The sequence below is a fragment of the Luteibacter sp. UNC138MFCol5.1 genome (assembly GCF_900110505.1).
Classification (GTDB): domain Bacteria; phylum Pseudomonadota; class Gammaproteobacteria; order Xanthomonadales; family Rhodanobacteraceae; genus Luteibacter.
The window spans coordinates 203,852-226,127 of the sequence record NZ_FODZ01000007.1; the positions used below are offsets into that span (position 1 = coordinate 203,852).

At 69.4% G+C, this 22,276-nt stretch carries 18 protein-coding genes; 11 read left to right on the forward strand and 7 right to left on the reverse strand.

Annotation, left to right across the window (positions count from 1 at the left end; translation table 11 throughout):
* The first annotated feature begins 119 nt into the window (after nt 1-119).
* Together BMY69_RS17860 and BMY69_RS19715 are read left to right on the forward strand one after the other, a co-directional pair.
* Nucleotides 120-1,133, forward strand: a complete 1,014-nt coding sequence (locus tag BMY69_RS17860) for a hypothetical protein (RefSeq protein ID WP_090180829.1) — start codon at nt 120-122, stop codon at nt 1,131-1,133.
* A gap of 48 nt (nt 1,134-1,181) precedes the next feature.
* Complete coding sequence (locus BMY69_RS19715; RefSeq protein WP_090180831.1) at nt 1,182-3,170, forward strand: hypothetical protein; 1,989 nt, start codon at nt 1,182-1,184, stop codon at nt 3,168-3,170.
* Here the strand turns inward: BMY69_RS19715 and BMY69_RS17870 are convergent.
* Nucleotides 3,163-3,654, reverse strand: coding sequence for an RDD family protein (locus BMY69_RS17870; RefSeq protein ID WP_090180833.1), 492 nt, complete (start codon nt 3,652-3,654; stop codon nt 3,163-3,165). The two genes, BMY69_RS19715 and BMY69_RS17870, sit on opposite strands and share 8 nt — an antisense overlap.
* A gap of 183 nt (nt 3,655-3,837) precedes the next feature.
* On the opposite strand from BMY69_RS17870, the gene BMY69_RS17875 reads away from it, so the two are divergent.
* The 6 genes from BMY69_RS17875 (at nt 3,838) to BMY69_RS17900 (ending at nt 11,850) form a co-directional block, all read left to right on the forward strand.
* Nucleotides 3,838-4,188 (forward strand): hypothetical protein, encoded by a 351-nt coding sequence (locus tag BMY69_RS17875; protein ID WP_090180835.1) that lies wholly within the window; start codon nt 3,838-3,840, stop codon nt 4,186-4,188.
* Nucleotides 4,189-4,240: 52 nt separating this feature from the next.
* Nucleotides 4,241-5,161: a site-specific tyrosine recombinase XerD gene (gene xerD, locus BMY69_RS17880; protein WP_090180838.1), complete on the forward strand. Its 921-nt coding sequence runs from the start codon at nt 4,241-4,243 to the stop codon at nt 5,159-5,161.
* A 96-nt stretch (nt 5,162-5,257) separates the two neighbouring features.
* Nucleotides 5,258-6,013 carry a DsbC family protein gene (locus BMY69_RS17885; RefSeq protein WP_310050235.1) on the forward strand — a complete coding sequence of 252 codons (756 nt, stop codon included), beginning with the start codon at nt 5,258-5,260 and terminating at the stop codon, nt 6,011-6,013.
* A 206-nt stretch (nt 6,014-6,219) separates the two neighbouring features.
* Nucleotides 6,220-10,083, forward strand: coding sequence for a phosphoribosylformylglycinamidine synthase (purL, locus tag BMY69_RS17890; RefSeq protein ID WP_090055130.1), 3,864 nt, complete (start codon nt 6,220-6,222; stop codon nt 10,081-10,083).
* 13 nt (nt 10,084-10,096) lie between these two features.
* Nucleotides 10,097-10,951: a glycosyltransferase family 2 protein gene (locus tag BMY69_RS17895; RefSeq protein ID WP_090180841.1), complete on the forward strand. Its 855-nt coding sequence runs from the start codon at nt 10,097-10,099 to the stop codon at nt 10,949-10,951.
* Entirely contained in the window at nt 10,948-11,850 is a 903-nt protein-coding gene (locus BMY69_RS17900) for a DMT family transporter (protein ID WP_090180844.1), read from the forward strand. Before BMY69_RS17895 ends, BMY69_RS17900 begins: the two co-directional genes overlap by 4 nt.
* 26 nt (nt 11,851-11,876) lie before the next feature.
* Here the strand turns inward: BMY69_RS17900 and BMY69_RS17905 are convergent, their stop codons facing one another.
* A complete protein-coding gene (locus BMY69_RS17905) occupies nt 11,877-13,019 on the reverse strand; it encodes an aldose epimerase family protein (protein WP_090180846.1) in 1,143 nt (380 codons plus the stop codon).
* A gap of 131 nt (nt 13,020-13,150) precedes the next feature.
* Between BMY69_RS17905 and BMY69_RS17910 the strand changes: the two genes are divergently transcribed.
* Nucleotides 13,151-13,861, forward strand: a complete 711-nt coding sequence (locus BMY69_RS17910) for a FadR/GntR family transcriptional regulator (protein ID WP_090180849.1) — start codon at nt 13,151-13,153, stop codon at nt 13,859-13,861.
* Nucleotides 13,862-13,939: 78 nt separating this feature from the next.
* Here BMY69_RS17910 and BMY69_RS17915 read toward each other — a convergent pair whose 3' ends face one another.
* The 5 genes from BMY69_RS17915 to BMY69_RS17935 all read right to left on the reverse strand — a co-directional run bounded on the left by BMY69_RS17915 (nt 13,940) and on the right by BMY69_RS17935 (nt 18,548).
* Nucleotides 13,940-14,845 carry a DUF4097 family beta strand repeat-containing protein gene (locus BMY69_RS17915; protein WP_090180852.1) on the reverse strand — a complete coding sequence of 302 codons (906 nt, stop codon included), beginning with the start codon at nt 14,843-14,845 and terminating at the stop codon, nt 13,940-13,942.
* A 26-nt stretch (nt 14,846-14,871) separates the two neighbouring features.
* A complete protein-coding gene (locus BMY69_RS17920; protein WP_090055121.1) occupies nt 14,872-15,294 on the reverse strand; it encodes a hypothetical protein in 423 nt (140 codons plus the stop codon).
* On the reverse strand, nt 15,291-15,845 hold the full coding sequence (locus tag BMY69_RS17925) for an RNA polymerase sigma factor (RefSeq protein ID WP_090055908.1): 555 nt from the start codon (nt 15,843-15,845) through the stop codon (nt 15,291-15,293). Before BMY69_RS17925 ends, BMY69_RS17920 begins: the two co-directional genes overlap by 4 nt.
* Before the next feature lie 220 nt (nt 15,846-16,065).
* The gene (locus tag BMY69_RS17930; protein ID WP_090180855.1) at nt 16,066-17,859 is read right to left on the reverse strand and encodes a phosphoenolpyruvate carboxykinase (GTP); all 1,794 of its coding nucleotides are present in this window, start codon (nt 17,857-17,859) and stop codon (nt 16,066-16,068) included.
* Nucleotides 17,860-17,951: 92 nt separating this feature from the next.
* The gene (locus BMY69_RS17935) at nt 17,952-18,548 is read right to left on the reverse strand and encodes a TetR/AcrR family transcriptional regulator (protein WP_090180882.1); all 597 of its coding nucleotides are present in this window, start codon (nt 18,546-18,548) and stop codon (nt 17,952-17,954) included.
* A 140-nt stretch (nt 18,549-18,688) separates the two neighbouring features.
* Between BMY69_RS17935 and BMY69_RS17940 the strand changes: the two genes are divergently transcribed.
* Complete coding sequence (locus BMY69_RS17940; RefSeq protein WP_090180858.1) at nt 18,689-19,567, forward strand: alpha/beta hydrolase; 879 nt, start codon at nt 18,689-18,691, stop codon at nt 19,565-19,567.
* 53 nt (nt 19,568-19,620) lie between these two features.
* The gene (locus BMY69_RS17945) at nt 19,621-22,092 is read left to right on the forward strand and encodes an acyl-CoA dehydrogenase (protein ID WP_090180861.1); all 2,472 of its coding nucleotides are present in this window, start codon (nt 19,621-19,623) and stop codon (nt 22,090-22,092) included.
* The last annotated feature ends 184 nt before the right edge of the window (nt 22,093-22,276 follow it).

Genomic DNA, 22,276 nt, shown 5'->3' on the forward strand with positions numbered 1-22,276 from the left:
AAGTGGCGAGGGAATCTTCCGGCACGGGCGGTGTCCGAGGACCCGGGCTTACGCTGTGTTTAGCGGACCGCCGCTATCCTGTCCGACTTCCTCTCGACCGCAACGGGACACACGCACGCGTGCAATACCCCGGCAAGGCGCCACCGCCGTTCGTCGAACCCCACCGGCTGGAGCCGGGGGCGTCGACGCGCGCGCGCGGGCTGGTACCGCTCGACGGCCAGACCGTCGCCGCCCTGCACGCCATCGGTCACCGGCCGCCGCCGCGCCATCACGTGCGCAACGTCCTCGCGATGGCCGCGGCGATCGTGCTGCACGTGCTCATCGTGATGCTGGTTCGCTACGAGATGCAGCCACGCCCGCTGGTGGGGTACGCGCCTCCCGACGACCGCGACGACGTGCTCGAGGTGCGCTTCATCGAGCCGGCGAAACCTCCGCCGGCCGTCGCCGCCGCACCGCCACCGCCCCCGGTCAGCGAACCGCCGCCGAAGGTCCGTTCGCCGGAGGCCACGCGTCCCGAGCCGCCGCGCCCGAAGAAGGAAGCCGAGACGGCCGACGCCCCGCCGCCGGAAGCGACGCCCGCGCCCCAGGCGCCGGCGGCTCCCGCCCTGTTCGGTCCGGACGGCACGGTCAGGATGCCGACCCAGGGGCCGGGAAGCCCGACGCAGGCCGACTTCGTCGCGCGCAAGCCGACCGGCGACAGCCAGATCATGTCGCACAAGACCACGGTGACGTACAAGGAAACGCGCTTCGAAAAGGACTGGGCGCCGAGCAACGAGAACCTGCTCAACGCGGGGCTGCGCCACGCGGTCGAGGCCACGACGGTCAAGAAGACGATCGACCTCGGCCATGGCACGCGGGTGAACTGCAAGACCGTGTTCTTCGTGCTGCCCGTCGGGTGCGGTGGCGAAGCGCCTTCAAAAGCCGCGAAGAAGGACGGCGACGTCCGGCTCAACATGGCGCCCGCGAATCCCCCGGTGAAGGATCTGCCGGACCAGCCGCCACCGCCGACGGAAGCGCAATGCATCGCCGCGTTCCGCGCGGAGAAGCCGCTGCCCCAGGGCTGCGCGTCGGACATCCCGCTCAAGGCGATGGACGAGGAGAACGCCGAACGGGAGCGTCGCGCGGGCAAGTGAAGGCGCGGCGATTGTGTGGCGGCGCCGCAGCATGGACACTAGCGCCCGATGCCCACGAACCTTCCGGACAGCGACCGCTCGATCGCCGCCAGCTCGCTGCCCATCTCGCCGCGCGAGGCGGCCATGCGCGCGCTCGTCTACCGTCGGCGTCTGCGCGAAAAGCCGCGTGAGAGCCTGCTGCGCATCGCCGGCTGGGTCGGCACGATCCTCGTCCACCTGATGTTCCTGTTCGGGATGATCCTCGGGCCGGCGTACGACCTGTTGCCCCCGCCGCCGGAACCCGAAGACACGGACGCGTTGCAGGTGCGCCTCATCGACAAACCGCCGCCGCCGGCCCCGCCGGTGCGTGGCACGCCGTCGAAGGCGCCGGTCGCGAAAGCCCGCGCGAACAAGGCGCGCGCGACGGCGAGTCGGGCATCGCGCGGTTCGCGCGCGGCGGCGGTCGCGTCCGCCGCGAAGCCGCTTCCCGCGATCGCGGTGCCCGCCGCCGAGCCGCCGCAGGTGAAGCCCGACGTGAAGCTGAGCGCCCCGCCGCCGAGCGTGGTGGCCACCGTCGAGCGCCCGTTGTCGCAGCCGAAGGCGCCTCCGCCGCAGCCCGAACTCGAGAAAGTCCCGGTGCCGGCGCAGGCGCCGCCGGATCTCGCCGTCGACACGCCGAAGCCGCAGGTCGTCCCGCCGCGGTTCCAGCCCGAGCCGGTGCGCAAGGCGCAGGTGGAAGGCACGGCGCCGATGCCACCGCCCGCGTCGCTGGCGCTGCCCGAAACGCCGGCGGCGCAGATGGCGGTGACGCCCACGCCACCCACCATCACCTCCGAGCGGACCGCGCCGGTGCCGACGACTGCCATGACGCTCGCGACGGTGCCGCGCCCGGAGGTCGAGGAGTCGTCGGCGCCGCCGACGCCCCAGGACACCCCGGTGCCGGACGTCGCTCCGGTGCCCACGGCGCCGAAGCCCGACCTCGCCGCCGACCAACGCCCCGTGCCCGAAAAGATCGCGGTCGAACCGATCCGCGCGCCGGCCGTGGACGCCACGGCCGAGCTCGAGGCCGTGCCGCTGCCGGACGCCACGTCGCGTCCGGTGGTCGCCGCGCCCGAGGCGAGCACGGATCGTCCCGTCGTGCAGGCGCCGGCGGTGACGCCGGCGGACGTGCAGCGGCCGCTGGCCGGCGTCGACACGGCGCCGGGCGAACCCGGCCAGGCGCCCGGCGACATCGCCGCCGGACAGACCAGCGACGCGCAGGCGCAGGCCGAGCAGGGCAAGGCCGCCGATGCCTCCTCGACCGCGGCCCGGCAGGGCGAACCGGCGCCGGCCTCCGCCGCGGGCGACGCGGCCGCGACGGCGTCGGGTTCGAACGCGCCGGGCGCGGCGGCCGACACCGGCAAGCCCGGTGCCGCGAAGGGCGTCGACGAAGGCGAGCGGCTCACCGGCGCCAACGGCACGTCGCAGCGCGACGACGGCGTGCCGGGAGGGCAGGGCGACAAGGCGGGGCAGGTAGGCGCGTACGTCGAACTGAAGCCCCGCGGCAAGCTCGAGCCGCAGTCCGGCAGCCGCGTGAAGATCCACTACGAGAAGACGCGCTTCGACGATGCGTGGACGCCGAAGGGCGAATCGTCCGTCGACACGGCGATCCGGCGTGGCGCCGAAGCGGCGACCGTGCGGCCGACCATCTCGCTGCCTCGCGGCATCCGCATCAACTGCGTCGCCGGTCCGGGCAACGCCGGCGGTGCCATGAAGGCCGTCTCGCTATTCACCCTCGGCTGCGGCGGCGATCCGCCGCCCAAGCCCGCCAATCCGGACGAACTGGCGAAGAACCAGACGATGGCACCGGCGAAGCCGCTGGCGGACAACCTGCCGCCGGCGAACAGCGCGACGGTCGCCGCCGCGCCGGTCGTGCTCGACAACACGGCGTTGTGCACCACGGCGCGGATCACCGGCGGTCCGCTCCCTGCGGGCTGCGAGCCGTCGATCAAGATCAACGTGCCGGTGGCGAAGCCCGGCTCCGACTCGTGGGTGCCCGCGAGCGATCAGTTCAAGTAGCGGTGCGGCGGATCTCGGTGCGCGCGACGATGTCGTGCAGCGCGCGACGGCGCGTGTCGACGAACGACGGCAGCAGCCAGAGCGCCCATGCCACCAGCGGCGCCCACAGCGCGATGCGCACCGAGGTCAGCGGATAGACCGCCAGCAGCGCGAGCGGCGCCGCAGCGACGACGAGGCGAAGCAGGCCTCGCCGCCAGGTCACGGCGCGTCCGTTCGCGTCGCTCACGCGGATCCGCCACGGTCGCATGCCGAGCGTCTGTCCGCCGCGCACCCACGACCACAGGAAGTAGCCGCCGATGGCGAGACCCTGCAGCGGGCGGTACCACCAGGCGACGATCTGTCCGTGCGCGTCGACCAGCCGGCCGCCGGTCGCGAACTGCGCCACGAGCCCCACGACCATCACGATGGCGACCACGAGCAACAGGTCGTAGACGATGGCGGCAAGGCGGCGCCAGGCCGGCGCGGGCGAAGGAGAAGTGCTCACGAAAGTCCGGTGACGGCAGTGGGACGAACGCGCATTATGCCCGCCGGTTCCACGAATGCGCTCGCGATCAGGGTGTTAGTCCGTGCATGGCCGAACTTGCATGACGATCCCGTTCGACGGCGCGACGGTGCGGGCATACGCTGTCGTACCGGCATGAGCCCCAGCGCGAACAAGGAACCTCCGATGAGCCTCACCCTGCATTCCTCGAACGGAACGCTCGACCAGCACCTCCGCGACGCCGGCAGCGACGGGACGGTGGGCCCCGCGGAGTTCCAGGCCATGCGCGACGACGCGGACAAGGTGTTCGGGAAGCTTCCCGGCATGGTCGAGTACAAGGCAGTGGTTGGGTTGCCGCAGTCGATCACCGCGTTCCAGCGCCTGTCGGACGAACTGGTGGAAACGATGCAGCAGATCGCGCTCGGTGCGCGCCGGAAAAAGCTCGCCGACGCGGAGAAGGCGCAGTTGAAGGACGCGATCGAAGCCCAGCTCGCCTACGTGGTGCTCGGCTACAAGTCGAGCGTCGAACGCCTGTAGTGCGCGTCGGACCGACTGCGTTCCGGATGGCCGGCGCGCTACCATCGGGCCGATGTCCACCGAAGAACCGAACTCCGCAACCGCATCGTCCGACGCACGCCTGATCGAGCGCTTCATCGAGCGCGTCTGGGCCGAGGACGGCCTGGCCGATCGCACGCTGGAGGCCTACCGGCGCGACCTGCAGCAGCTCTCGCGCTGGCTGGAAACGCGCCAGCGCACGCTGGCGACGGCGGGTCGCGACGACCTTTCCGCCTACCACGGCAGCCAGCCCGTGTCGGTGCGCAGCATGGCGCGGCGGCAGTCGGCGTTCCGGCGGTTCTATGCGCAACTCGCGCGCGACGAGGGGCATCGTGAGGACCCGACGCTGTTGATGCAGCGCCCACGGATGCCGCGCGGGCTGCCGAAGGCGCTCGCGGAGCGCGAGATCGAGGCGCTGATCGTCGCGCCGGACATTTCCACGCCGCTCGGCCTGCGCGATCGCGCGATGCTCGAATTGATGTACTCGTCGGGGCTACGGGTTTCGGAACTGGTCGATCTGCCGCTGGCCGGCCTGAACACGCGCCAGGGCGTCCTGCGCGTGACGGGCAAGGGCGGCAAGGATCGCCTGGTGCCCGTCGGTGAGGAGGCGCTGGCGCACGTCGAGGCCTATCTGCGCGACGCCCGCCCCGGGCTGGCGCAGGGCCATGGGCAACCGGTCGCGCTGTTCCTCTCCCGACGCGGCGACGCGATGACGCGGCAGATGTTCTGGACGCTGGTGAAGCGCTACGCGGCGCAGGTGGGCATTCCGGCCAAGCGCGTCAGTCCGCACGTGCTGCGACATTCCTTCGCCACCCACCTGCTCAACCACGGCGCCGACCTGCGCGCCCTGCAGATGCTGCTCGGCCACAGCGCGCTGAGCACGACGCAGATCTACACGCTGGTGGCCAAAGAGGGGCTGAAGCGCCTCCACGCCCAGCACCACCCTCGCGGGTAGGCGGATGCCGCGCTGTGCCACAATCGGGGAACCGAACGGGCCGCCCGCGATCCAAGGCAGTCCCGTGTTCCCCCGGTGTTCGATGGAGTCGTACCGATGATGTTCAAGAAAATCCTGCCCGCGCTCATGGCCGGCGCCTTCGCCATGACGGCTTGCGCGGCCGACGACGACAAGGCCGTGCGTGACGCGGTCGAAGCGCTCGGGCCCGGTATCAAGGTGGACAGCATCGCCCCCGCGCCGATGCCCGGTTTCTACCAGGTGGTGGCGTCCGGCCGCATGGTCTACGTGAGCGCCGACGGGCGCTACATGCTCAACGGCAACCTCATCGACCTGAAGAACCGCACCGACCTCAGCGCCGCGAGCTGGGCGACCACGCGCAAGGCCGAGCTCGCCAAGGTCCCGGCGTCGCAGCGCCTCGTGTACGCCCCGGCGAACCCCAAGCACACGGTCACCGTGTTCACCGATGTCGACTGCGGGTTCTGTCGCCAGCTGCACGCCCACATCGACGAATTCAACAAGCAGGGCATCGCCGTCGAATACGTGTTCTGGCCGCGCGAAGGCCTGAAGACCACGGCCGGCAACGACACCCCCTCCTACACCAAGGCCGTTTCGGTCTGGTGCAGCGCCGACCGCAAGAACGCGTTCAACGAGGCCATGAAGGGCGCGACCCCGAAGGCCGCCACCTGCGCCAACCCGGTCAAGGACGAGTTCGAGCTCGGCGAGCGCCTGGGCGTGAACGGCACCCCGACCATCGTGACCGAGAACGGCGACGTGGTCGGCGGCTACGTCACCCCGGCCCAGCTCCTGCAGGCCCTGAACGCCCCGGCCGGCACGGTCAAGCGCGGCGGCTGACCGCCAAAGGTAGGAGCGCGCTGTGGGAGCGGCCCTGGCCGCGACATCTTTCGAGGCGGTGAGCCACAGGGCCCGTTGCCCTTCGCGAAGAGCTGTCGCGCGCAGGGCGCGCTCCTACGGGCCGCCGGCCTTCGGCCAGCCTGCCCGATGCTGCCGCGCAACATCATGTAGAATAGGCGTTTTCCCTTAGCGCCTTTTCCCCCCGCATGATCGCACTCGACGGGCAGAGCGCCCTCTCGCCTTTCCGCCTCGAACGACTTAACGCCCACCTGGATGCCCTGCATCACGGGACGCGGGTGCAGGCCGCCTGGTTCACTTACTTCGTCGACGCCGACGCGCAGCCGGAAGGCGACGCTCGCGCGCGTCTGCTCGCCGTGCTCGAAGCGAAGGGCGCCGCGCCGGAAGACGCGACCTTCTGGGTCGTCCCGCGCCTCGGCACGATCTCGCCGTGGTCGAGCAAGGCCACCGACATCCTCCACGGCGCGGGCTTCGACGTCCGCCGCGTGGAGCGCGGCACGGCGTGGCGCGTCACCGGCATGCCGGACGCGAACGATCCGTCGTATGCCGCGGTGATGGGCGCCTTCTGCGACCCGATGGTGCAGTCGCCGCTCGCCTCGCTCGACGAGGCGGCCGGTCTGTTCCTCGCCGGCGAACCCGGTCCGCTGGGCCGCGTCGAACTCGGCACCGATCCGCGCGCGGCGCTGTCCGCCGCGAACGCCGAACTCGGGCTGGCGCTCGCGGACGACGAGATCGACTACCTCGCCGATCGCTACGCGGAGATGGGCCGCGCGCCCACCGACGCCGAACTGATGATGTTCGCGCAGGCGAACTCCGAGCACTGCCGGCACAAGGTGTTCAACGCCACGTGGACGCTCGATGGCGCGACGCAGGACGCCTCGCTGTTCGGCATGATCAAGAACACCCACCAGAAGTCGCCGGCGCATACGCTCTCCGCGTATCACGACAACGCCGCGGTGATCGAAGGCTACGACGGCAAGCGCCTGTTCGTGAGCCCGGAAGACGGCGTGTTCCGCACCGTCGCCGAGGCCGCGCCGTACGCGATCAAGGTCGAGACGCACAACCATCCGACGGCCATCGCGCCGTGGCCGGGCGCCGCCACCGGTGCCGGCGGCGAGATCCGCGACGAGGGTGCGACGGGCCGCGGCGGCAAGCCGAAGGCCGGCCTGACCGGCTTCTCCGTCTCGCACCTGCGCATCCCCGGCCTGCCGCGTCCGTGGGAAAAGGATCGCCCGCTGCCGCCGCGCATGGCGTCGGCGTTCGAGATCATGCGCGACGGCCCGCTCGGCGCCGCCGCGTTCAACAACGAATTCGGCCGGCCCGCGCTGGGCGGCTACTTCCGCACGTTCGAGCAGGAGACCGGCGACAAGGGCGTCCGCCGCGGCTACGACAAGCCGATCATGATCGCCGGCGGCCTCGCCGCGATCCGCCCCGACCACGTGCAGAAGCGCAAGGTCCGTCCCGGCGACAAGGTCATCGTGCTCGGCGGCCCGGCCATGCTCATCGGCCTCGGCGGCGGTGCCGCCTCGTCGGTGGCGTCCGGCACCTCCAGCGCGGAACTCGACTTCGCCTCGGTGCAGCGCGACAACGCGGAAATGGAACGCCGTTGCCAGCAGGTGATCGACGCGTGCTGGGCGCGCGGCGACCACAACCCGATCGTCAGCATCCACGACGTGGGTGCGGGTGGCGTGTCCAACGCGATTCCCGAAATCCTCAACGACGCGGGCGTCGGCGGCGTCATCGATCTCTCGAAGCTGCCCTGCGACGACCCGACGCTCTCGCCGATGCAGGTGTGGAGCAACGAGTCGCAGGAGCGCTACGTCCTCGCGATCGGTCCGGAAGACATCGAACTCTTCGAATCGTTCTGCGCCCGCGAGCGTTGTCCGTTCGCCGTCGTCGGCGACGCCACGGAAGAGGCCCGCCTGATCGTCCGCGACACCCGTCGCGACATCACCGTGATCGACCTGCGCATGGATGTCCTGTTCGGCAAGCCGCCGCGCATGCATCGCGATGCGAAGCGCGTGAAGCCGCGCGTCGACCTGGTCGCCGACCTCACCGGCATCGGCATGGACGAGGCGCTGATGCGCGTGCTTCGCCTGCCCGCGGTCGGCAGCAAGAACTTCCTCATCACCATCGGCGACCGCACGGTCGGCGGCCTCAACGCGCGCGACCCGATGGTCGGCCCGTGGCAGGTGCCCGTCGCGGACGTCGCGGTGACGATGACCGACTTCGAGGGCTACACCGGCGAAGCGATGGCGATGGCCGAGCGTGCGCCCGTGGCGCTGCTGTCCAGCGCCGACGCCGCGCGCATGGCGGTGGGCGAGGCGATCACCAACCTCGCGGCCGCGTCGATCAAGCTCGACGAAGTGCGCCTGTCGGCGAACTGGATGGCCGCCGTGAACCATCCGGGCGAGGACGCCGCGCTCTTCGACGCCGTTAAGGCCGTCGGCCTCGAGTTGTGCCCGTCGCTCGACATCGCGATTCCCGTCGGCAAGGACTCCCTGTCCATGCAGACCGTGTGGACCGACGAGAACGGCAAGGCGCAGAAGACCGTGTCGCCGGTGTCGCTCGTCATCACCGGATTCGCGCGCGTCGACGATGTGCGCCGCACGCTCACGCCGCAGCTGAAGACCGACCGCGGCGACACCGATCTGTGGCTGATCGACCTCGGCGCGGGCCGCGACCGCCTCGGCGGCTCCGCGCTCACGCAGGTCTTCAACCGCGGCGGCGGCGTGCCGCCGGACCTCGACGACGCCAAGCGCCTGCGCGCGATGTTCGAGCTCATCCAGGAAGCGAACGCGTCGGGCCTGCTCCTCGCCTATCACGACCGCTCGGATGGCGGTGTCATCGTTACGCTCCTGGAGATGGCGTTCGCGGGCCACTGCGGCCTCGAACTGCGCCTGGACGGCTGGGCGGACGCGACGCTGCGCGCCCTGTTCAACGAAGAACTCGGCGCCGTCGTGCAGGTCGCCTCGGCGAATCGCGAAGCGTTCGAAGCGCTGCTGGTGAAGCACAACCTCGCCGGCATGACGCATCACGTCGGTCGTCCGAAGGAGAAGCTCGGCATCAAGCTCCATCTGAACGGCGAAACCGCGTTCAAGTGGAACTGGACCGAACTCTTCCGCGCGTGGAACGAAACGAGCTACGCGATGCAGCGCCTGCGCGACAACCCGCTGAGCGCCGACCAGGAAAACGAGTGGCGCCTCGACGACGCCGATCCGGGGATCACCCCGAAGCTCACGTTCGATCCCGCCGACGACATCGCCGCGCCGTTCATCGCGAGCGGCAAGCGTCCGCGCGTGGCGATCCTGCGCGAGCAGGGCGTCAACGGTCAGGTGGAAATGGCCGCCGCGTTCTCGCGCGCCGGCTTCGACGCGGTCGACATCCACATGACCGACCTCGCCACGGGCCGACACCACCTGAAGGACTTCATCGGCCTCGCGGCTTGTGGCGGGTTCTCGTACGGCGACGTGCTCGGTGCCGGCCGCGGCTGGGCCACGTCGATCCTCTACAACGACGCGCTGCGCGAGCAGTTCGCGCGCTTCTTCGAGGACGGCAGCAAGTTCGCGCTCGGCGTGTGCAACGGCTGCCAGATGATGTCGGGCCTCAAGGACATCATCCCCGACGCGAAGCACTGGCCGCAGTTCCTGCGCAACCAGTCCGAGCAGTACGAAGCGCGCGTCGCCACGCTCGAGATCCTCGATTCGGGCAGCGTGTTCTTCCGCGGCATGGCGGGTTCGCGCATTCCGGTCGCCGTCGCGCACGGCGAGGGCCGGGTGCATTTCCCGAACGTGTGCAGTCCGTCGAAGAGCCACGCGGCGGCACGTTTCGTCGACAACCGCGGCAAGCCGACCGAAAGCTACCCGCTTAACCCGAACGGTTCGCCGGGCGGCCTGGCGGCGTTCACGGCGGCCGACGGTCGTGTCACGATCATGATGCCGCACCCGGAACGCGTGTTCCGCAGCGCGCAGCTGAGCTGGCACCCGGAGCAGTGGGGCGAGGATTCGCCGTGGATGCGCATGTTCCGGAACGCCCGCGTCTGGGTGGGCTGATCGCGCCACGCCGATGAACGCCGTCCCCCTCACGAGCATCGTCATCGTCCTCGCCGACAGCGGGGCGCTGACGCGGGAGTGCGTGGAACACGCGCTCGCCAGCGATGTGCCGGTGGAGCTGCTCGTCGTCGACAACGGGTCGACCGACGGCATCCCGGAATCGCTCGACCGGGCCTACGCCGACGACGACCGCGTGCGCGTGATCTACAACCGGGCGAATCTCGGTTTCGGTCCCGCGGTGAATCGCGGCGCCGCGCAGGCGCGCGGTGCGCGGCTGCTCGTGCTCAATCCGGATTGCCTGATCGAGCGCGACACGATCCGTCGCATGGCCTCGCACATGGACATCCACACGGGTATCGTCGGCGCGGTCGTGTGCGACAGCCACGGACACCCCGATCCGGCGTCGCGCCGGCGCGACCCGCTGCTGCGCCGTTCGCTCTCGACCAAGTTCGGCGGTAAGGGCGACGGCGGCATCGACATCCGCGGTCCGATCCCCGATGGCGCGGAAGAGGTCGAGATCGTGTCCGGCGCCATCATGCTGATGCCGCGGCCCGCGTTCGATCGCCTGCACGGCTTCGACGAATCGTTCTTCCTGCACTGCGAGGACATGGACCTCTGCCGCCGCGCGCGCGATGCCGGCTACAAGGTGATCCTCGCCGGCGACGTTCGCGTGCTCCACGGCAAGGGCGGTTCCAGCCGGCATCGTCCGGTGTTCGTCAGCCGGCACAAGCATCGCAGCATGTACCTGTGGTTCCGCCGGCACGATCCGGCGGCGCGCAACGCCTTCGTTCGCGCGGTGGTGTGGCTCGGCATCTGGGCGCATTTCGTGCTGAAGGTGCCCGCGCAGCTGCTGCGGAAGCGCCGGTGAGCGAGGCGTCGCGCGGGAGCGGCGTCGCCACCCTGGGCCTGCTCGCCGTGACGGCCATCTGGGGCTCCACGTTCGTGCTCATCAAGGACGTCGTCGGACGCATGTCCGTGGCGGATTTCCTGGCGGTGCGCTTCGTCATCGCCGCCGTGGTGATGCTGCTGTGCTTCGCGGTGCCGCTGCTGCGCCTCGGCCGCGTCCAGCTCGCGCGCGGCCTGGCGCTCGGCGTGCTCTACGGCGTCGCGCAGTGGCTGCAGACCGAGGGCCTGGCGCGGACGTCGCCGAGTGTCAGCGGCTTCGTCACCGGCATGTATGTCGTGATCACGCCCATCCTGTCGTTGCTGCTTTTCCGCCAGCGCATGCCGTGGACGACCTGGCTCGCCGTGCTGCTGGCGACGGTCGGCCTCGGCGTCCTCGCGCTCAACGGCTTCGAGGTCGATGGCGGCGTGCTGCTGACGCTGGCGTCCGCCGCGCTCTACGCGTTGCACATCGTCGGCCTCGGTCACTGGTCGAAGCCCGGGGATGCGTTCGGGATGTCCGCGATCCAGATGGTCGGCATCGCCGCGGTCTGTTTTGCGATCACGCTGCCGCATGGCGGCCCGGCGCTGCCGCCGGACGCGAAGGCCTGGGTGGCCGTCCTCTACATGGCGCTGGTCGCGGGCGCGGTGGCCATGCTGGTGCAGACCTGGGCGCAGGCGCACATGCCGGCGACACGCGCGGCGATCGTCATGACCACCGAGCCGGTGTTCGCCGCGGGCTTCGCTGTGCTGCTGGGCGTGGACGCGCTCACCGGCCGCATGCTCGGCGGTGGCGCGCTGGTGCTCGCCGCGATGTACATGGTGGAACTCGCGCCGCGCTTCCGCCGGCGCAAACCGGCGGAAGCGTTGCATCACGAGGTGTGACTGCGGGGTGGAACCCCGTTCGATCCTTAGTGCGCGCTGGCCTTATCCACCGTGAACTTGTAGGTCATCGTGTTGCGATAGGTCTTGCCCGGGTCGAGGCGTGCCGAGCCGAAGTCCGGCTGGTTCGGCGTATCGGGGAACAGCTGCGGTTCGAGTGCGAACGCGTCGCCCTGGCGATAGATGCCGCCGGACTTGCCCGAGGTGGTGCCGTCGAGGAAGTTGCCCGAGTAGAACTGCAGGCCCGGCTGCGCCGACCACAGCGACAGCACGCGGCCGCTCTTCGGGTCGGTGACGCGAGCCACCTCGCGCGGCTGTGCCGCCTCCTTCCGGGAGATCACCCAGTTGTGGTCGTAACCACGGCCGAAGACGATCTGCTGTTCCTTCGCGTCGCGCACGTCGCGGCCGATCGGCTTCGCCTTGCGGAAGTCGAAATCGGTGCCCGCCACGGAGCGGACTTCGCCCGTGGGAATCGCGGTCGCGTCGGTCGGCAGGTAGGCATCGCCGGCGATCATGAGCTGCTGGTCCATCACGCTGCCGGTTCCCTCGCCGGCGAGGTTCCAGTACGCGTGGTTCGTGATGTTGACGATCGTCGGCGCGTCCGTGGTCGCGGTGTACTCGATCGTCAGTTCGTTGCCTTCGCCGATCGAATACGTGGCGTGCGTGGTGACCTTGCCGGGGTAACCCTGGTCGCCGTCCGGGCTCACGTAGCTGAGGGTGACGCTCGGCTTCGCGCCGGATTCGACCTTGTCGACGGTCCACACGACCTTGTCGAAGCCGACCTTGCCGCCGTGCAGCGAGTTCGGTCCGTCGTTCACCGGCACCGAATACGTCTTGCCGTCGAGCGTGAAGCGGCCCTTGGCGATGCGGTTCGCGTAACGGCCGACGGTGTCGCCGAAGTACTGCGGCTTGGCGAACGTGCCCTTGAGGTCGGGATACCCGAGCACGATGTCGCCGGGCTTGCCGTGGCGGTCCGGCACCTCCACGGCGTAGAGCGCGGCGCCGAGGGAAAGCACCTTCACCGTCATGCCCTTGCCGTTCGTCAGCGTCACGAGCGTGACGTCCTTGCCGTCGGGCGTCTTGCCGAACGAGGCCTTCGATGCGTCGCCGGCCGCGGCGGCGCCGCTGCACGCCAGCGCGATCGCGGCGGCCAGGATCGTAGCTTTCTTCATCGCGGTTCCACTCCAGTCGGTGTGATCCCCGCGACCTGAACATATTTGTAAGACAAATGACAAGCTGCGCCGCGTCATCGGCCCGGGTCGGCCTGCGCTAGGATGCACACGACACGGGAACGGAGAGCCTCATGCCCCCGAAGGCGGCAAGCCCAAGGAACCTGCACGTCCAGGTCATCGAAGAGCTCGGCGGGCTGATCGTCGGCGGCGTCCTGCGTCCCGGCGATCCATTGCCCGGCGAAGCGCGTCTGGCGGAGCAGCTGGCCGTCAGCCGCACCGTGCTGCGCGAGGCGCTGAAGGTACTGGCGGCGAAGGGGCTCATCGAAACGCGCCAGAAGACCGGCATGCGCGTGCGCGATGCGCGCTTCTGGAATCACCTCGATGCCAACGTCCTCGCCTGGCGTTGCGCGGCGATGCCGACCGAGGACTTCGTCGACAAGCTCGTCGAGATGCGGGCCATCATCGAGCCCGCCGCGGTGGCCGCCGCCGCGCGGCGCAGGGACCCGGCGCAGCTGGCCGCCATCGGCGAGGCTCTCGAGGCGATGGAGGAGGCGCAGACGCTCGACGACTGGGCGGAGGCCGATCTGCGTTTCCACGAAGCGGTGCTGACGGCGACGAACAACGAGCTGCTCAGTTCGCTGTTCGGCGTGATCGAAACGGCACTGGGTACCTTCTTCGTCATGTCGGCGCGCACGGCGAAGAACTTCCGGTATTCGCTACCGCATCATCGCGCGGTCTACGAAGCGATCCGTCGCCGTCGTCCGAACGAAGCCACCGCGGCCATGCAGGCGATGATCGCGGACTCGCGCGCGAACATGCGCAAGGGCAAGAAGTCGAGCTGAGTCCCTCGCTGGTCGCACCGTAAGTGCGGAAGCGAGGAGCCGATGCGACGTGTCCGCTCCGCGCCGTTATGACGATCCTTACTTCCCGGCCGAGCGGATGCGCACGTCGCCGCTGAACGATTCCACGTGGATGTTGGCGCTGCCGCCGCCGATGGTGGTCTTCAGATCCTTGCCCGGACCGTCGCCGCGGGAGACGTCGCCCCAGTCGCTGCGCAGGTCGCCGCTGAACGTCGAGGCTTCGACGCGGGCGGACGTATCGGCGGGGAGCTGGAGCTGGACGTCGCCGCTCATCGAATCGACATCGAGCTTGCCCTCGCGGGTCGGGCCGCCCGCGATCTGCGTGTCGCCGGAGACGGTGCTGAAGTTGGCGTCCTTCCACGGACCGCCGCCGATGGTCATCCGGCCGGACACGGTCTGGGCATCGATCTTGTCGGCGACGTTCGGCGCCGTGATGTCGCCCGACACCGTCTGCAGATCGGCACGGCCGGCGCGGCCCGCCAGGTCGATGGTGCCGCTGACCGTCTGCATGCTCACTTCCGGCGAACGCAGGTTGGCGCGGATGCGACCGCTGACCGAGTCGACGTCGACCTTGCCGCCGTCGAGGCCGTCGATGCTGACCGGGGCGCTGACGACGTTGATGCTGACCTCGACGGACTTCGGCACGCGGACGTTGAGGATCGTGGGCTGCATGCGCGAGTCGTTGCCCCAGCTGAACCAGTGGCCCTTCTTCTCGTCGCCGCCGACATGGACCTCGACCTCGCGGTCGTCACCCTCGATCTGCAGCGGACGCGCGCCGTCGCCGAGCGTGCCGGAGACCTGGATCTGGTTCTTGTCCCAGGCGGTCACGGTGACTTCGCCCTTGACGTTCTCGATGCTGACCTTCGCGTTCGGGCGGATGTCTTTCGACAGGTTGATCGGCGTCGAGGCGAAGGCCTGACCGATCGAGAGCGCCAGCAGCAGGGGAGTGAGACGGATCGTTTTCATGGTCGTGGGTGTCCTGGCTGGTCGCGTTAGCCGGCTTGCTTGTCGAAATTGCGCAGGCGATCGCGCTGTCGTTCGGTCTTCAGGAGCAGCCGCTGCAACGCGGCCGAATCCGGGGAATCCTGCATGGCCTGGGTCAGCTCCATGCGTGCCGCGTCGAGCTCCACGGCGGCGCCGGCGAGGCGCGGATCCGTGGGTTTCCAGGCGTGTCCGCTGGCGGCGATCCCGCCGTCGGACGCCGGCGCGGCGAGGTGCAGCCCGATGCCGCCGCCGAGCACCGCGACGCCGGCGATGGCGGCGGCCATCAGCCAGGGACGCGCGCGATGCCGGCGCGCGACGGTGGGGGCCGCCGCTTCGTCGAGGCGGCTTTCGATGCCGGCCCAGAGATCGCGGTGCGGAACCACCGGACGGTTGAGCGAGCGCATCTGGCGCAGGTAATCGAGTTCGTTCATGGCTTATCTCCCAGCACGCGGCGGAGCAGGCCGCGGGCACGGTGCAACTGCGCTTTCGAGGAACCGACCGCCATCGACAGTTCGGTGGCGATCTCCTCGTGTTTCCAGCCTTCCACGTCGTGCAGCACGAGGACGGCGCGGGCCCGCGGCGGCAACGCCGCGATGGCCTTTTCCAGTTCGTCGCGCTCGAAGGCGCGGACGGGATTGTCGATATCGGTGATGTCCGGCAGGTGTTCGTCGTCGAGGATCGTGACCGGGTCGGCGTTGCGGGCGCGTATGGACATCAGCGCGACGTTCACGGCGAGACGGTACACCCACGTGCCGAACGAGCTTTCGAAGCGGAACCCTTCGAGCTTCTGCCAGGCGCGGACGAAGGCCTCCTGTGTGAGGTCTTCGGCGCGGGCGTGGTCGAAGGCGGCCAGGCGCAGGACGGCGCCATAGACCCGGTCCGCGTGGCGGCGATAGAGAACCTCGAAAGCCTTGCGGTCACCCGCCACCGCGGCGCGCACGGTCTCGTCGTCCGACGAGGCGGCGGGCAGCTCAGGCTGCATGAAGGAGGTGGCGGTGAGGCATAGGGCGTTCATCTTGCCAGCTTGGATGCCGGCAAGGGCGAAACGGTTTAGATGCTGCCGTGACCCCGTAGGAGCGCGCCCTGCGCGCGACATGTCTTGAGGCGGAGCCCCGGAGCTGGCGCGTGAGCTTGCGCACCGGGGCGAAAGGCTGTCGCGCGCAGGGCGCGCTCCTACGGGTCGCGGTAAACCGGCCGTGGCGTCATGCCGTCGCCGCGGTCGCTCGGTTCTCCATCGCGGCCTCGAGCGCCTTGCCCACGCGCAGCCTCTCGGCCTTCAGCCGTTCCGGCATGCGCTCGCCGAAGCCGTCGAGGTAGGTTCCGATGGCGTTGAGCTCCTCGATCCAGCCCTCCACGTCGACGCGTGTCAGCTCGTCGAGCGTCGCGGGGGAGACGTCGAGCCCCTCGGTGTTGAGCTCGCCCTTCGCCGGCACGGTGCCGATGGGCGTTTCATGCCCGGTGGCCAGCCCCGCGACGCGCTGGATCATCCAGTCGAGCACGCGCAGGTTGTCGCCGTAGCCCGGCCACATGAAGCGACCGTCGGCGTCCTTGCGGAACCAGTTGACGTGGAAGATGCGTGGCAGCTTCGCGCCCGGCTTGTCGAACGACAGCCAGTGGGCGAAGTAGTCCGCAAAGTTGTAACCGCAGAACGGCTTCATCGCCATCGAATCGCGGCGCAGGACGCCCACCGCCCCCGTGGCCGCGGCCGTGGTTTCCGAACCCATGGCGGCCCCGACGAGCACGCCGTGCGCCCAGTCGTTCGCCTCGAACACGAGCGGCACCAGGGACGGGCGCCGGCCGCCGAACACGATCGCCGAGATGGGCACGCCGGCGGCGTCTTCCGACTCGGGCGCCCAGCTGGGACACTGCTTCGCGCTGACGGTGAAGCGGGAGTTCGGATGGGCGGCCGGTCCGTTGGCGGCGTCGAACGGGCGCCCCTGCCAGTCCGTGACGGGCTCGCCCTCACCGAGGCCTTCCCACCACGGCCGGCCGTCGGCGGTGACGGCGACGTTGGTGAAGATCGCATCGTGGCCGAGCGTCGCGAGGGCGGTCGGGTTCGTGTTGGCTCCCGTGCCCGGCGCGACGCCGAAGTAGCCGGCCTCGGGGTTGATCGCCCACAGGCGCCCGTCGTCGCCGGGTGTCATCCAGCAGATGTCGTCGCCGACCGTCCAGACCTTCCAGCCGGCCTTACGGTAGCCCTCGGTCGGAATCAGCATCGCGAGATTGGTCTTGCCACAGGCCGACGGGAACGCGGCGGCAATGTAGTGCTTCTCGCCCTTCGGATTCTCGATGCCGACGATGAGCATGTGTTCCGCGAGCCAGCCTTCGCGGCGCGCCTGGTGGCTGGCGATGCGCAGCGCGTGGCACTTCTTGCCCAGCAGCGCGTTGCCGCCGTACCCGGAGCCGATCGACTTGATCGAGAGCTCCTCGGGGAAGTGCATGATGAAGCGGCGCTCGGGATCGAGATCGCCCGTGGAGTGCAGGCCCTTCACGAAGCGGCCCTCGCGCTCGATGCGCGCCAGGGCGGCCGCGCCCATGCGCGTCATGATGCGCATGTTGGCGACGACGTACGGGCTGTCCGTGATCTCGACGCCGCAGCGGGCGAGCGGGGAGTCGATCGGTCCCATGCAGTACGGGATGACGTACATCGTCCGCCCGCGCATGGCACCGGCGAACAGGGCGTCGATCTTCGCGTGCGCCTCGGCCGGGGCCATCCAGTGGTTGTTCGGGCCGGCATCGGCTTCGTCCGGCGTGCAGACGAAGGTGAGGTGCTCGACGCGCGCCACGTCGGAAGGGTGCGACCGGTGCAGGTAGCTGCGCGGGTTCGTTTCCGCGTTGAGCGGAAGGAGGTCGCCGCTGGCAAGCATCGTCTCGACGAGTCCGGCGTACTCCGCATCCGAGCCGTCGCACCAGCGGATGGAGGCGGGCTCCGTCAGCCGGGCGACCTCGTCGACCCATCGGTTCAATGCATCCAGTGAACTGCCGTGCGCTCGCATCCTGTGTGGTCTCCAGTTAAACGTCAGTGGAGACAGTAGTTTGCGATTGTTGGTATGCGCAAGGCACGGCGCAGCAAAAGCGGCCGCGCCGTTCAGGATGCTTCGCTGGACCTCGCGGGCGTCAGCGTCGCGATCATGTGCTCGACGTACGCGTCGAACTCGTCGTGGCTCAATCGCGGCAGCCCGAGGGTGAAGTTCAGCTGGAGGAAACCGACATACGCGGCGTAGGTCAGGCGGGCGCGATGCAGCGCGACCACCGGCTCCAGCCCGGCCTCCTGGTAGAGGCGGGTGAGGAAGTCCATGCGCCGTTGCGAGACGCGCGACATGACCGGCACGACCTGCGGGTGGTCGAGCGCCTTCAGCAGCGCGGCATAGACGCGGTGCGGCTGCATCTCGTGGGCGACCCGGCGGAACAGTTCGGGGAAGCGCTTCAGGGGATCGGGAATGCGCTCGATTTCGGCAAGAACCTCGCGCTCGCCGTATTCTTCCCACCGCTCGAGCGCCGCCTGGAGCAGGGCCTCGCGCGTGCGGAAATGCCAGTAGAAACTGCCCTTCGTGACGCCGAGGCGTCGCGCGAGGGCCTCGACGGCGAGGGCGCCGACGCCCTGTTCGGCGATGAGGGCAAGCGCCCCGTCTTCCCAGTCTTCGGCGGAGAGGCGGACCCGTTCGGTCTTGGAACTGTCGTTCATCGACGCATGGTAGCGGAGACGCCGCCGTTTGCAATCGGGGCGGCCGTCGGCATGCTGCATAAGACCTTGACTTCGAACACGTTACATAACCGTACGCCGGCGTATTGACGTGCCTCCGGCGGGGCTACATACTCGGCCGTATGGTAGCCAATCCCGCCCACGTCGCATCTTCGGTCAACCGGCTCGTCGCCGACGACGGGATCGTGCTCGCGACCCAGCGCTGGCACGGCGAACGCTCGCCCGGCCTCGTCTTCGCGCACGGTTTCGGCCAGACGCGTCACGCCTGGCAGGGCGCCGCCCGGTCGTTGAACGCGCGGGGCTTCGACGCCACGACGTTCGATGCGCGCGGGCATGGCGAGAGCGAGCACGTGCCGCGCGGCGACTACCACATGGAACAGTTCGTGGCCGATCTGCTGCTCGTGGCGCACGACGCCACGCCGGCCGGCGGACGCGCGCCGGTGCTGGTCGGCGCGTCGATGGGAGGCCTGCTCGGCCTCGTCGCCGCCGGTGAGTCCGATCCGGCGCGTCCGCCGTTCTCGGCGCTGATCCTGGTCGACATCACGCCCCGGTGGGAAACCGCCGGCGTCGAACGTATCCTCGGTTTCATGCGCGCCCATCCCGACGGTTTCGCCGACTACGAGGAGGCCGCCTCCGCGATCGAGGCTTACCTTCCGCATCGTCGTGAACGGAAAACCGAGGCGCAGCTGAAGCCGCTGCTGCGCCAGGCTTCCGATGGCCGGCTGCGCTGGCACTGGGATCCCGCACTCCTCGACGGGGTGGTACAGGAAAGCGAGCGCTACCAGCCGCGGCTGTTCGCGGCCGCCGCGCGCGTGAAGGTGCCGGTGCTGCTGCTCTCGGGAACGCGCAGCGACGTCGTCTCCAGCCACACCGTCGACGAATTCCTCCGCCTCGTGCCGCACGCGCGTCACGTGGCACTGACCGACGCCACCCACATGGTGGCCGGCGACGCGAACGACGCGTTCACGCGCGAGATCGCCAGCTTCATGGAAACGCTCTGATCCACCGCTCCACCTTCAACGACCGCAACGAACCACAGTAAGAGGTGATACCCATGTCTGCGATCCTGGTTGTACTGGCGGCGCTCATCGCCTCCGGTGCCTGCGCCTACCACCGCACGTCCCTGAAGACGTGGGCCATCGCGACGGCGGCGACGATCCTCGTCGTGGGCCTCCTCGCCGGCGCGCCGGTGACCACCGTCGTCCTGCTGATCCTGCTGGCGATCGTCGCGGTGCCGCTCCTGATGGTCGACTTCCGCCGGAAGAAGATCAGCGCCCCGCTGCTGTCGATGTTCGCCAAGGTGACGCCGAAGCTGTCGGACACCGAGCAGACGGCGCTCGAGGCCGGCACGGTCGGTTTCGAGGGCGAACTCTTCTCGGGCAAGCCGAACTGGTCGGTGCTGTTGCGCCAGCCGAAGCCCGAGCTTTCGGTCGAAGAGCAGGCCTTCCTCGACGGCCCCGTCGAAGAGCTCTGCGGCATGATCGACGACTGGCAGATCACGCATGAGCTGGCGGACCTGCCGCCGAACGTCTGGGAGTTCATCAAGAAGAACAAGTTCTTCGGCATGATCATCCCGAAGAGCTACGGCGGTCTCGGCTTCTCGGCGCTGGCGCATTCCGCCGTGCTGCAGAAGCTCTCGAGCATGTCGCAGACCCTGGCGTCCACCGTCGCCGTGCCGAACTCGCTCGGACCGGGCGAACTCCTGATGCACTACGGCTCCGACGAGCAGAAGAACCACTACCTGCCGCGCCTCGCCGACGGTCGCGAGATCCCGTGCTTCGCGCTGACCGGCCCCTACGCCGGCTCGGACGCCACGTCGATTCCCGATTTCGGCATCGTCACCAAGGGCATGTGGAACGGCGAGGAAACCGTCGGTATCCGCCTGACGTTCGACAAGCGCTACATCACGCTCGCGCCGGTCGCGACGATCGTCGGTCTCGCGTTCCGCATGTACGACCCGGACAAGCTGCTGGGCGACAAGGAAGACCTCGGCATCACGCTCGCGTTGCTCCCGCGCGAAACGCCGGGGATGCAGATCGGCCGTCGTCACTTCCCGCTCAACACGCCGTTCCAGAATGGCCCGGTGCATGCGAAGGACATGTTCGTTCCGTTGTCCGTGCTGATCGGCGGTCCGCACATGGCGGGCCAGGGCTGGCGCATGCTGGTCGAGTGCCTCTCGGTCGGCCGCGCGATCTCGCTGCCGTCCAATGCCACCGGCGCGTCGCGCATGGCGGTGGCGGCCACCGGCGCCTATGCGCGCATGCGCAAGCAGTTCGGCCTGGCCATCGGTCGCTTCGAAGGCGTGGAGGAAGCGCTCGCCCGCATCGGCGGCCTGACCTACGCCACGCAGGCGCTGTCGCGCGCCACCGCCGCGGCGGTGGACCGCGGCGAGAAGCCGGCGGTACCGTCGGCGATCGCCAAGTACCACGCCACGGAATGGTGCCGCCAGATCGCGTCCGACGCGATGGACGTCCATGGCGGCAAGGGCGTGATCCTCGGTCCCAAGAACTACATGGGCCGCGGCTGGCAGAGCGTGCCGATCGCCATCACGGTGGAAGGCGCGAACATCATGACCCGCAGCCTGATGATCTTCGGCCAGGGTGCGATCCGCTGCCATCCTTACGTGCTGAAGGAAATGCAGGCGCTGAACATCGCCGACTACCGCGAGCGCCTCAAGACGTTCGACAAGGCGCTGTTCGGCCACATCGGCTTCGGCTTCTCCAACGCGGTGCGCAGCTTCGTGCTGGGCCTCACCGCCGCGAAGATCGGCGACACCGCCGGTGACGCCTACACGCGTCGCTACTACCGCAAGCTCAACCGTTACTCGGCCGCGCTCGCGCTGTGCGCCGACGTCTCGATGGGCGTGCTCGGCGGCAAGCTGAAGTTCAAGGAAAAGCTGTCGGCCCGCCTCGGCGACACGCTGTCGTACCTGTACATCGCCAGCGCGATGCTCAAGCGCTACGAGGACACCGGCCGTCCGGAAGCGGATCGTCCGCTGCTCGCCTGGGCGTTCCACGAGTGCGTGTGGAAGATGCAGATGGCGCTGGATGGCGTGATCCGTAACTTCCCGGTACGCCCGGTCGCCTGGCTGCTGCGCGCCCTGGTGTTCCCGTTCGGCCGTCGCGAAGTGCCGCCGTCGGATCGCCTGGGCCGCCGCGTCGCCGCGCTGATCACCGCGCCCAGCGAAGCCCGCGACCGCCTGACGAGCTGGACGTACATGACGCCCACGGCGAACAACACCGTCGGCCGCATGAACGCGATCCTGCCCGACGTGATCGCCGCCGAGCCGGTCGAGCGCAAGTTCCTCAAGGCGTTCAAGGGCGGCCATCTGACCTCGCATACGTACAACGAGCAGCTCGCGGAAGCCGAGAAGCTCGGTGCGATCACCGCCGCGGAACGCGACCTGCTCCAGCGCGTCCGCGACGGTGTCGCCGAGTTCATCTCGGTCGACGACTTCGACAGCGAGGAACTGCGTGCGAACGTGGTGAGCAACGCCGAGAAGATGGCCGCGGTACGCGCCGCCTGATCGACGCACTGAGGTAAGAAAAAAGGGCCGCGAGCGATCGCGGCCCTTTTTTTTGTGAGATCACCGTCACCCCGGCGCACGCCGGGGCCCACCGTCTCGGTTTCCGGTAGGAACGTTGAGACTGCGCGGCAACACCGACCGCCTCGCCGTGGATCCCGGTTTGCACCGGGATGACGGTGAGGGG

Bases quoted from the DNA above. Each gene is read 5' to 3' on its own strand.
- BMY69_RS19715 (WP_090180831.1), top strand. From the start codon at position 1,182: ATGCCCACGAACCTTCCGGACAGCGACCGCTCGATCGCCGCCAGCTCG.
- BMY69_RS17875 (WP_090180835.1), top strand. From the start codon at position 3,838: ATGAGCCTCACCCTGCATTCCTCGAACGGAACGCTCGACCAGCACCTC.
- xerD (WP_090180838.1), top strand. From the start codon at position 4,241: ATGTCCACCGAAGAACCGAACTCCGCAACCGCATCGTCCGACGCACGC.
- BMY69_RS17885 (WP_310050235.1), top strand. From the start codon at position 5,258: ATGATGTTCAAGAAAATCCTGCCCGCGCTCATGGCCGGCGCCTTCGCC.
- purL (WP_090055130.1), top strand. From the start codon at position 6,220: ATGATCGCACTCGACGGGCAGAGCGCCCTCTCGCCTTTCCGCCTCGAA.
- BMY69_RS17895 (WP_090180841.1), top strand. From the start codon at position 10,097: ATGAACGCCGTCCCCCTCACGAGCATCGTCATCGTCCTCGCCGACAGC.
- BMY69_RS17905 (WP_090180846.1), bottom strand. From the start codon at position 13,019: ATGAAGAAAGCTACGATCCTGGCCGCCGCGATCGCGCTGGCGTGCAGC.
- BMY69_RS17910 (WP_090180849.1), top strand. From the start codon at position 13,151: ATGCCCCCGAAGGCGGCAAGCCCAAGGAACCTGCACGTCCAGGTCATC.
- BMY69_RS17915 (WP_090180852.1), bottom strand. From the start codon at position 14,845: ATGAAAACGATCCGTCTCACTCCCCTGCTGCTGGCGCTCTCGATCGGT.
- BMY69_RS17920 (WP_090055121.1), bottom strand. From the start codon at position 15,294: ATGAACGAACTCGATTACCTGCGCCAGATGCGCTCGCTCAACCGTCCG.
- BMY69_RS17925 (WP_090055908.1), bottom strand. From the start codon at position 15,845: ATGCAGCCTGAGCTGCCCGCCGCCTCGTCGGACGACGAGACCGTGCGC.
- BMY69_RS17930 (WP_090180855.1), bottom strand. From the start codon at position 17,859: ATGCGAGCGCACGGCAGTTCACTGGATGCATTGAACCGATGGGTCGAC.
- BMY69_RS17935 (WP_090180882.1), bottom strand. From the start codon at position 18,548: ATGAACGACAGTTCCAAGACCGAACGGGTCCGCCTCTCCGCCGAAGAC.
- BMY69_RS17940 (WP_090180858.1), top strand. From the start codon at position 18,689: ATGGTAGCCAATCCCGCCCACGTCGCATCTTCGGTCAACCGGCTCGTC.
- BMY69_RS17945 (WP_090180861.1), top strand. From the start codon at position 19,621: ATGTCTGCGATCCTGGTTGTACTGGCGGCGCTCATCGCCTCCGGTGCC.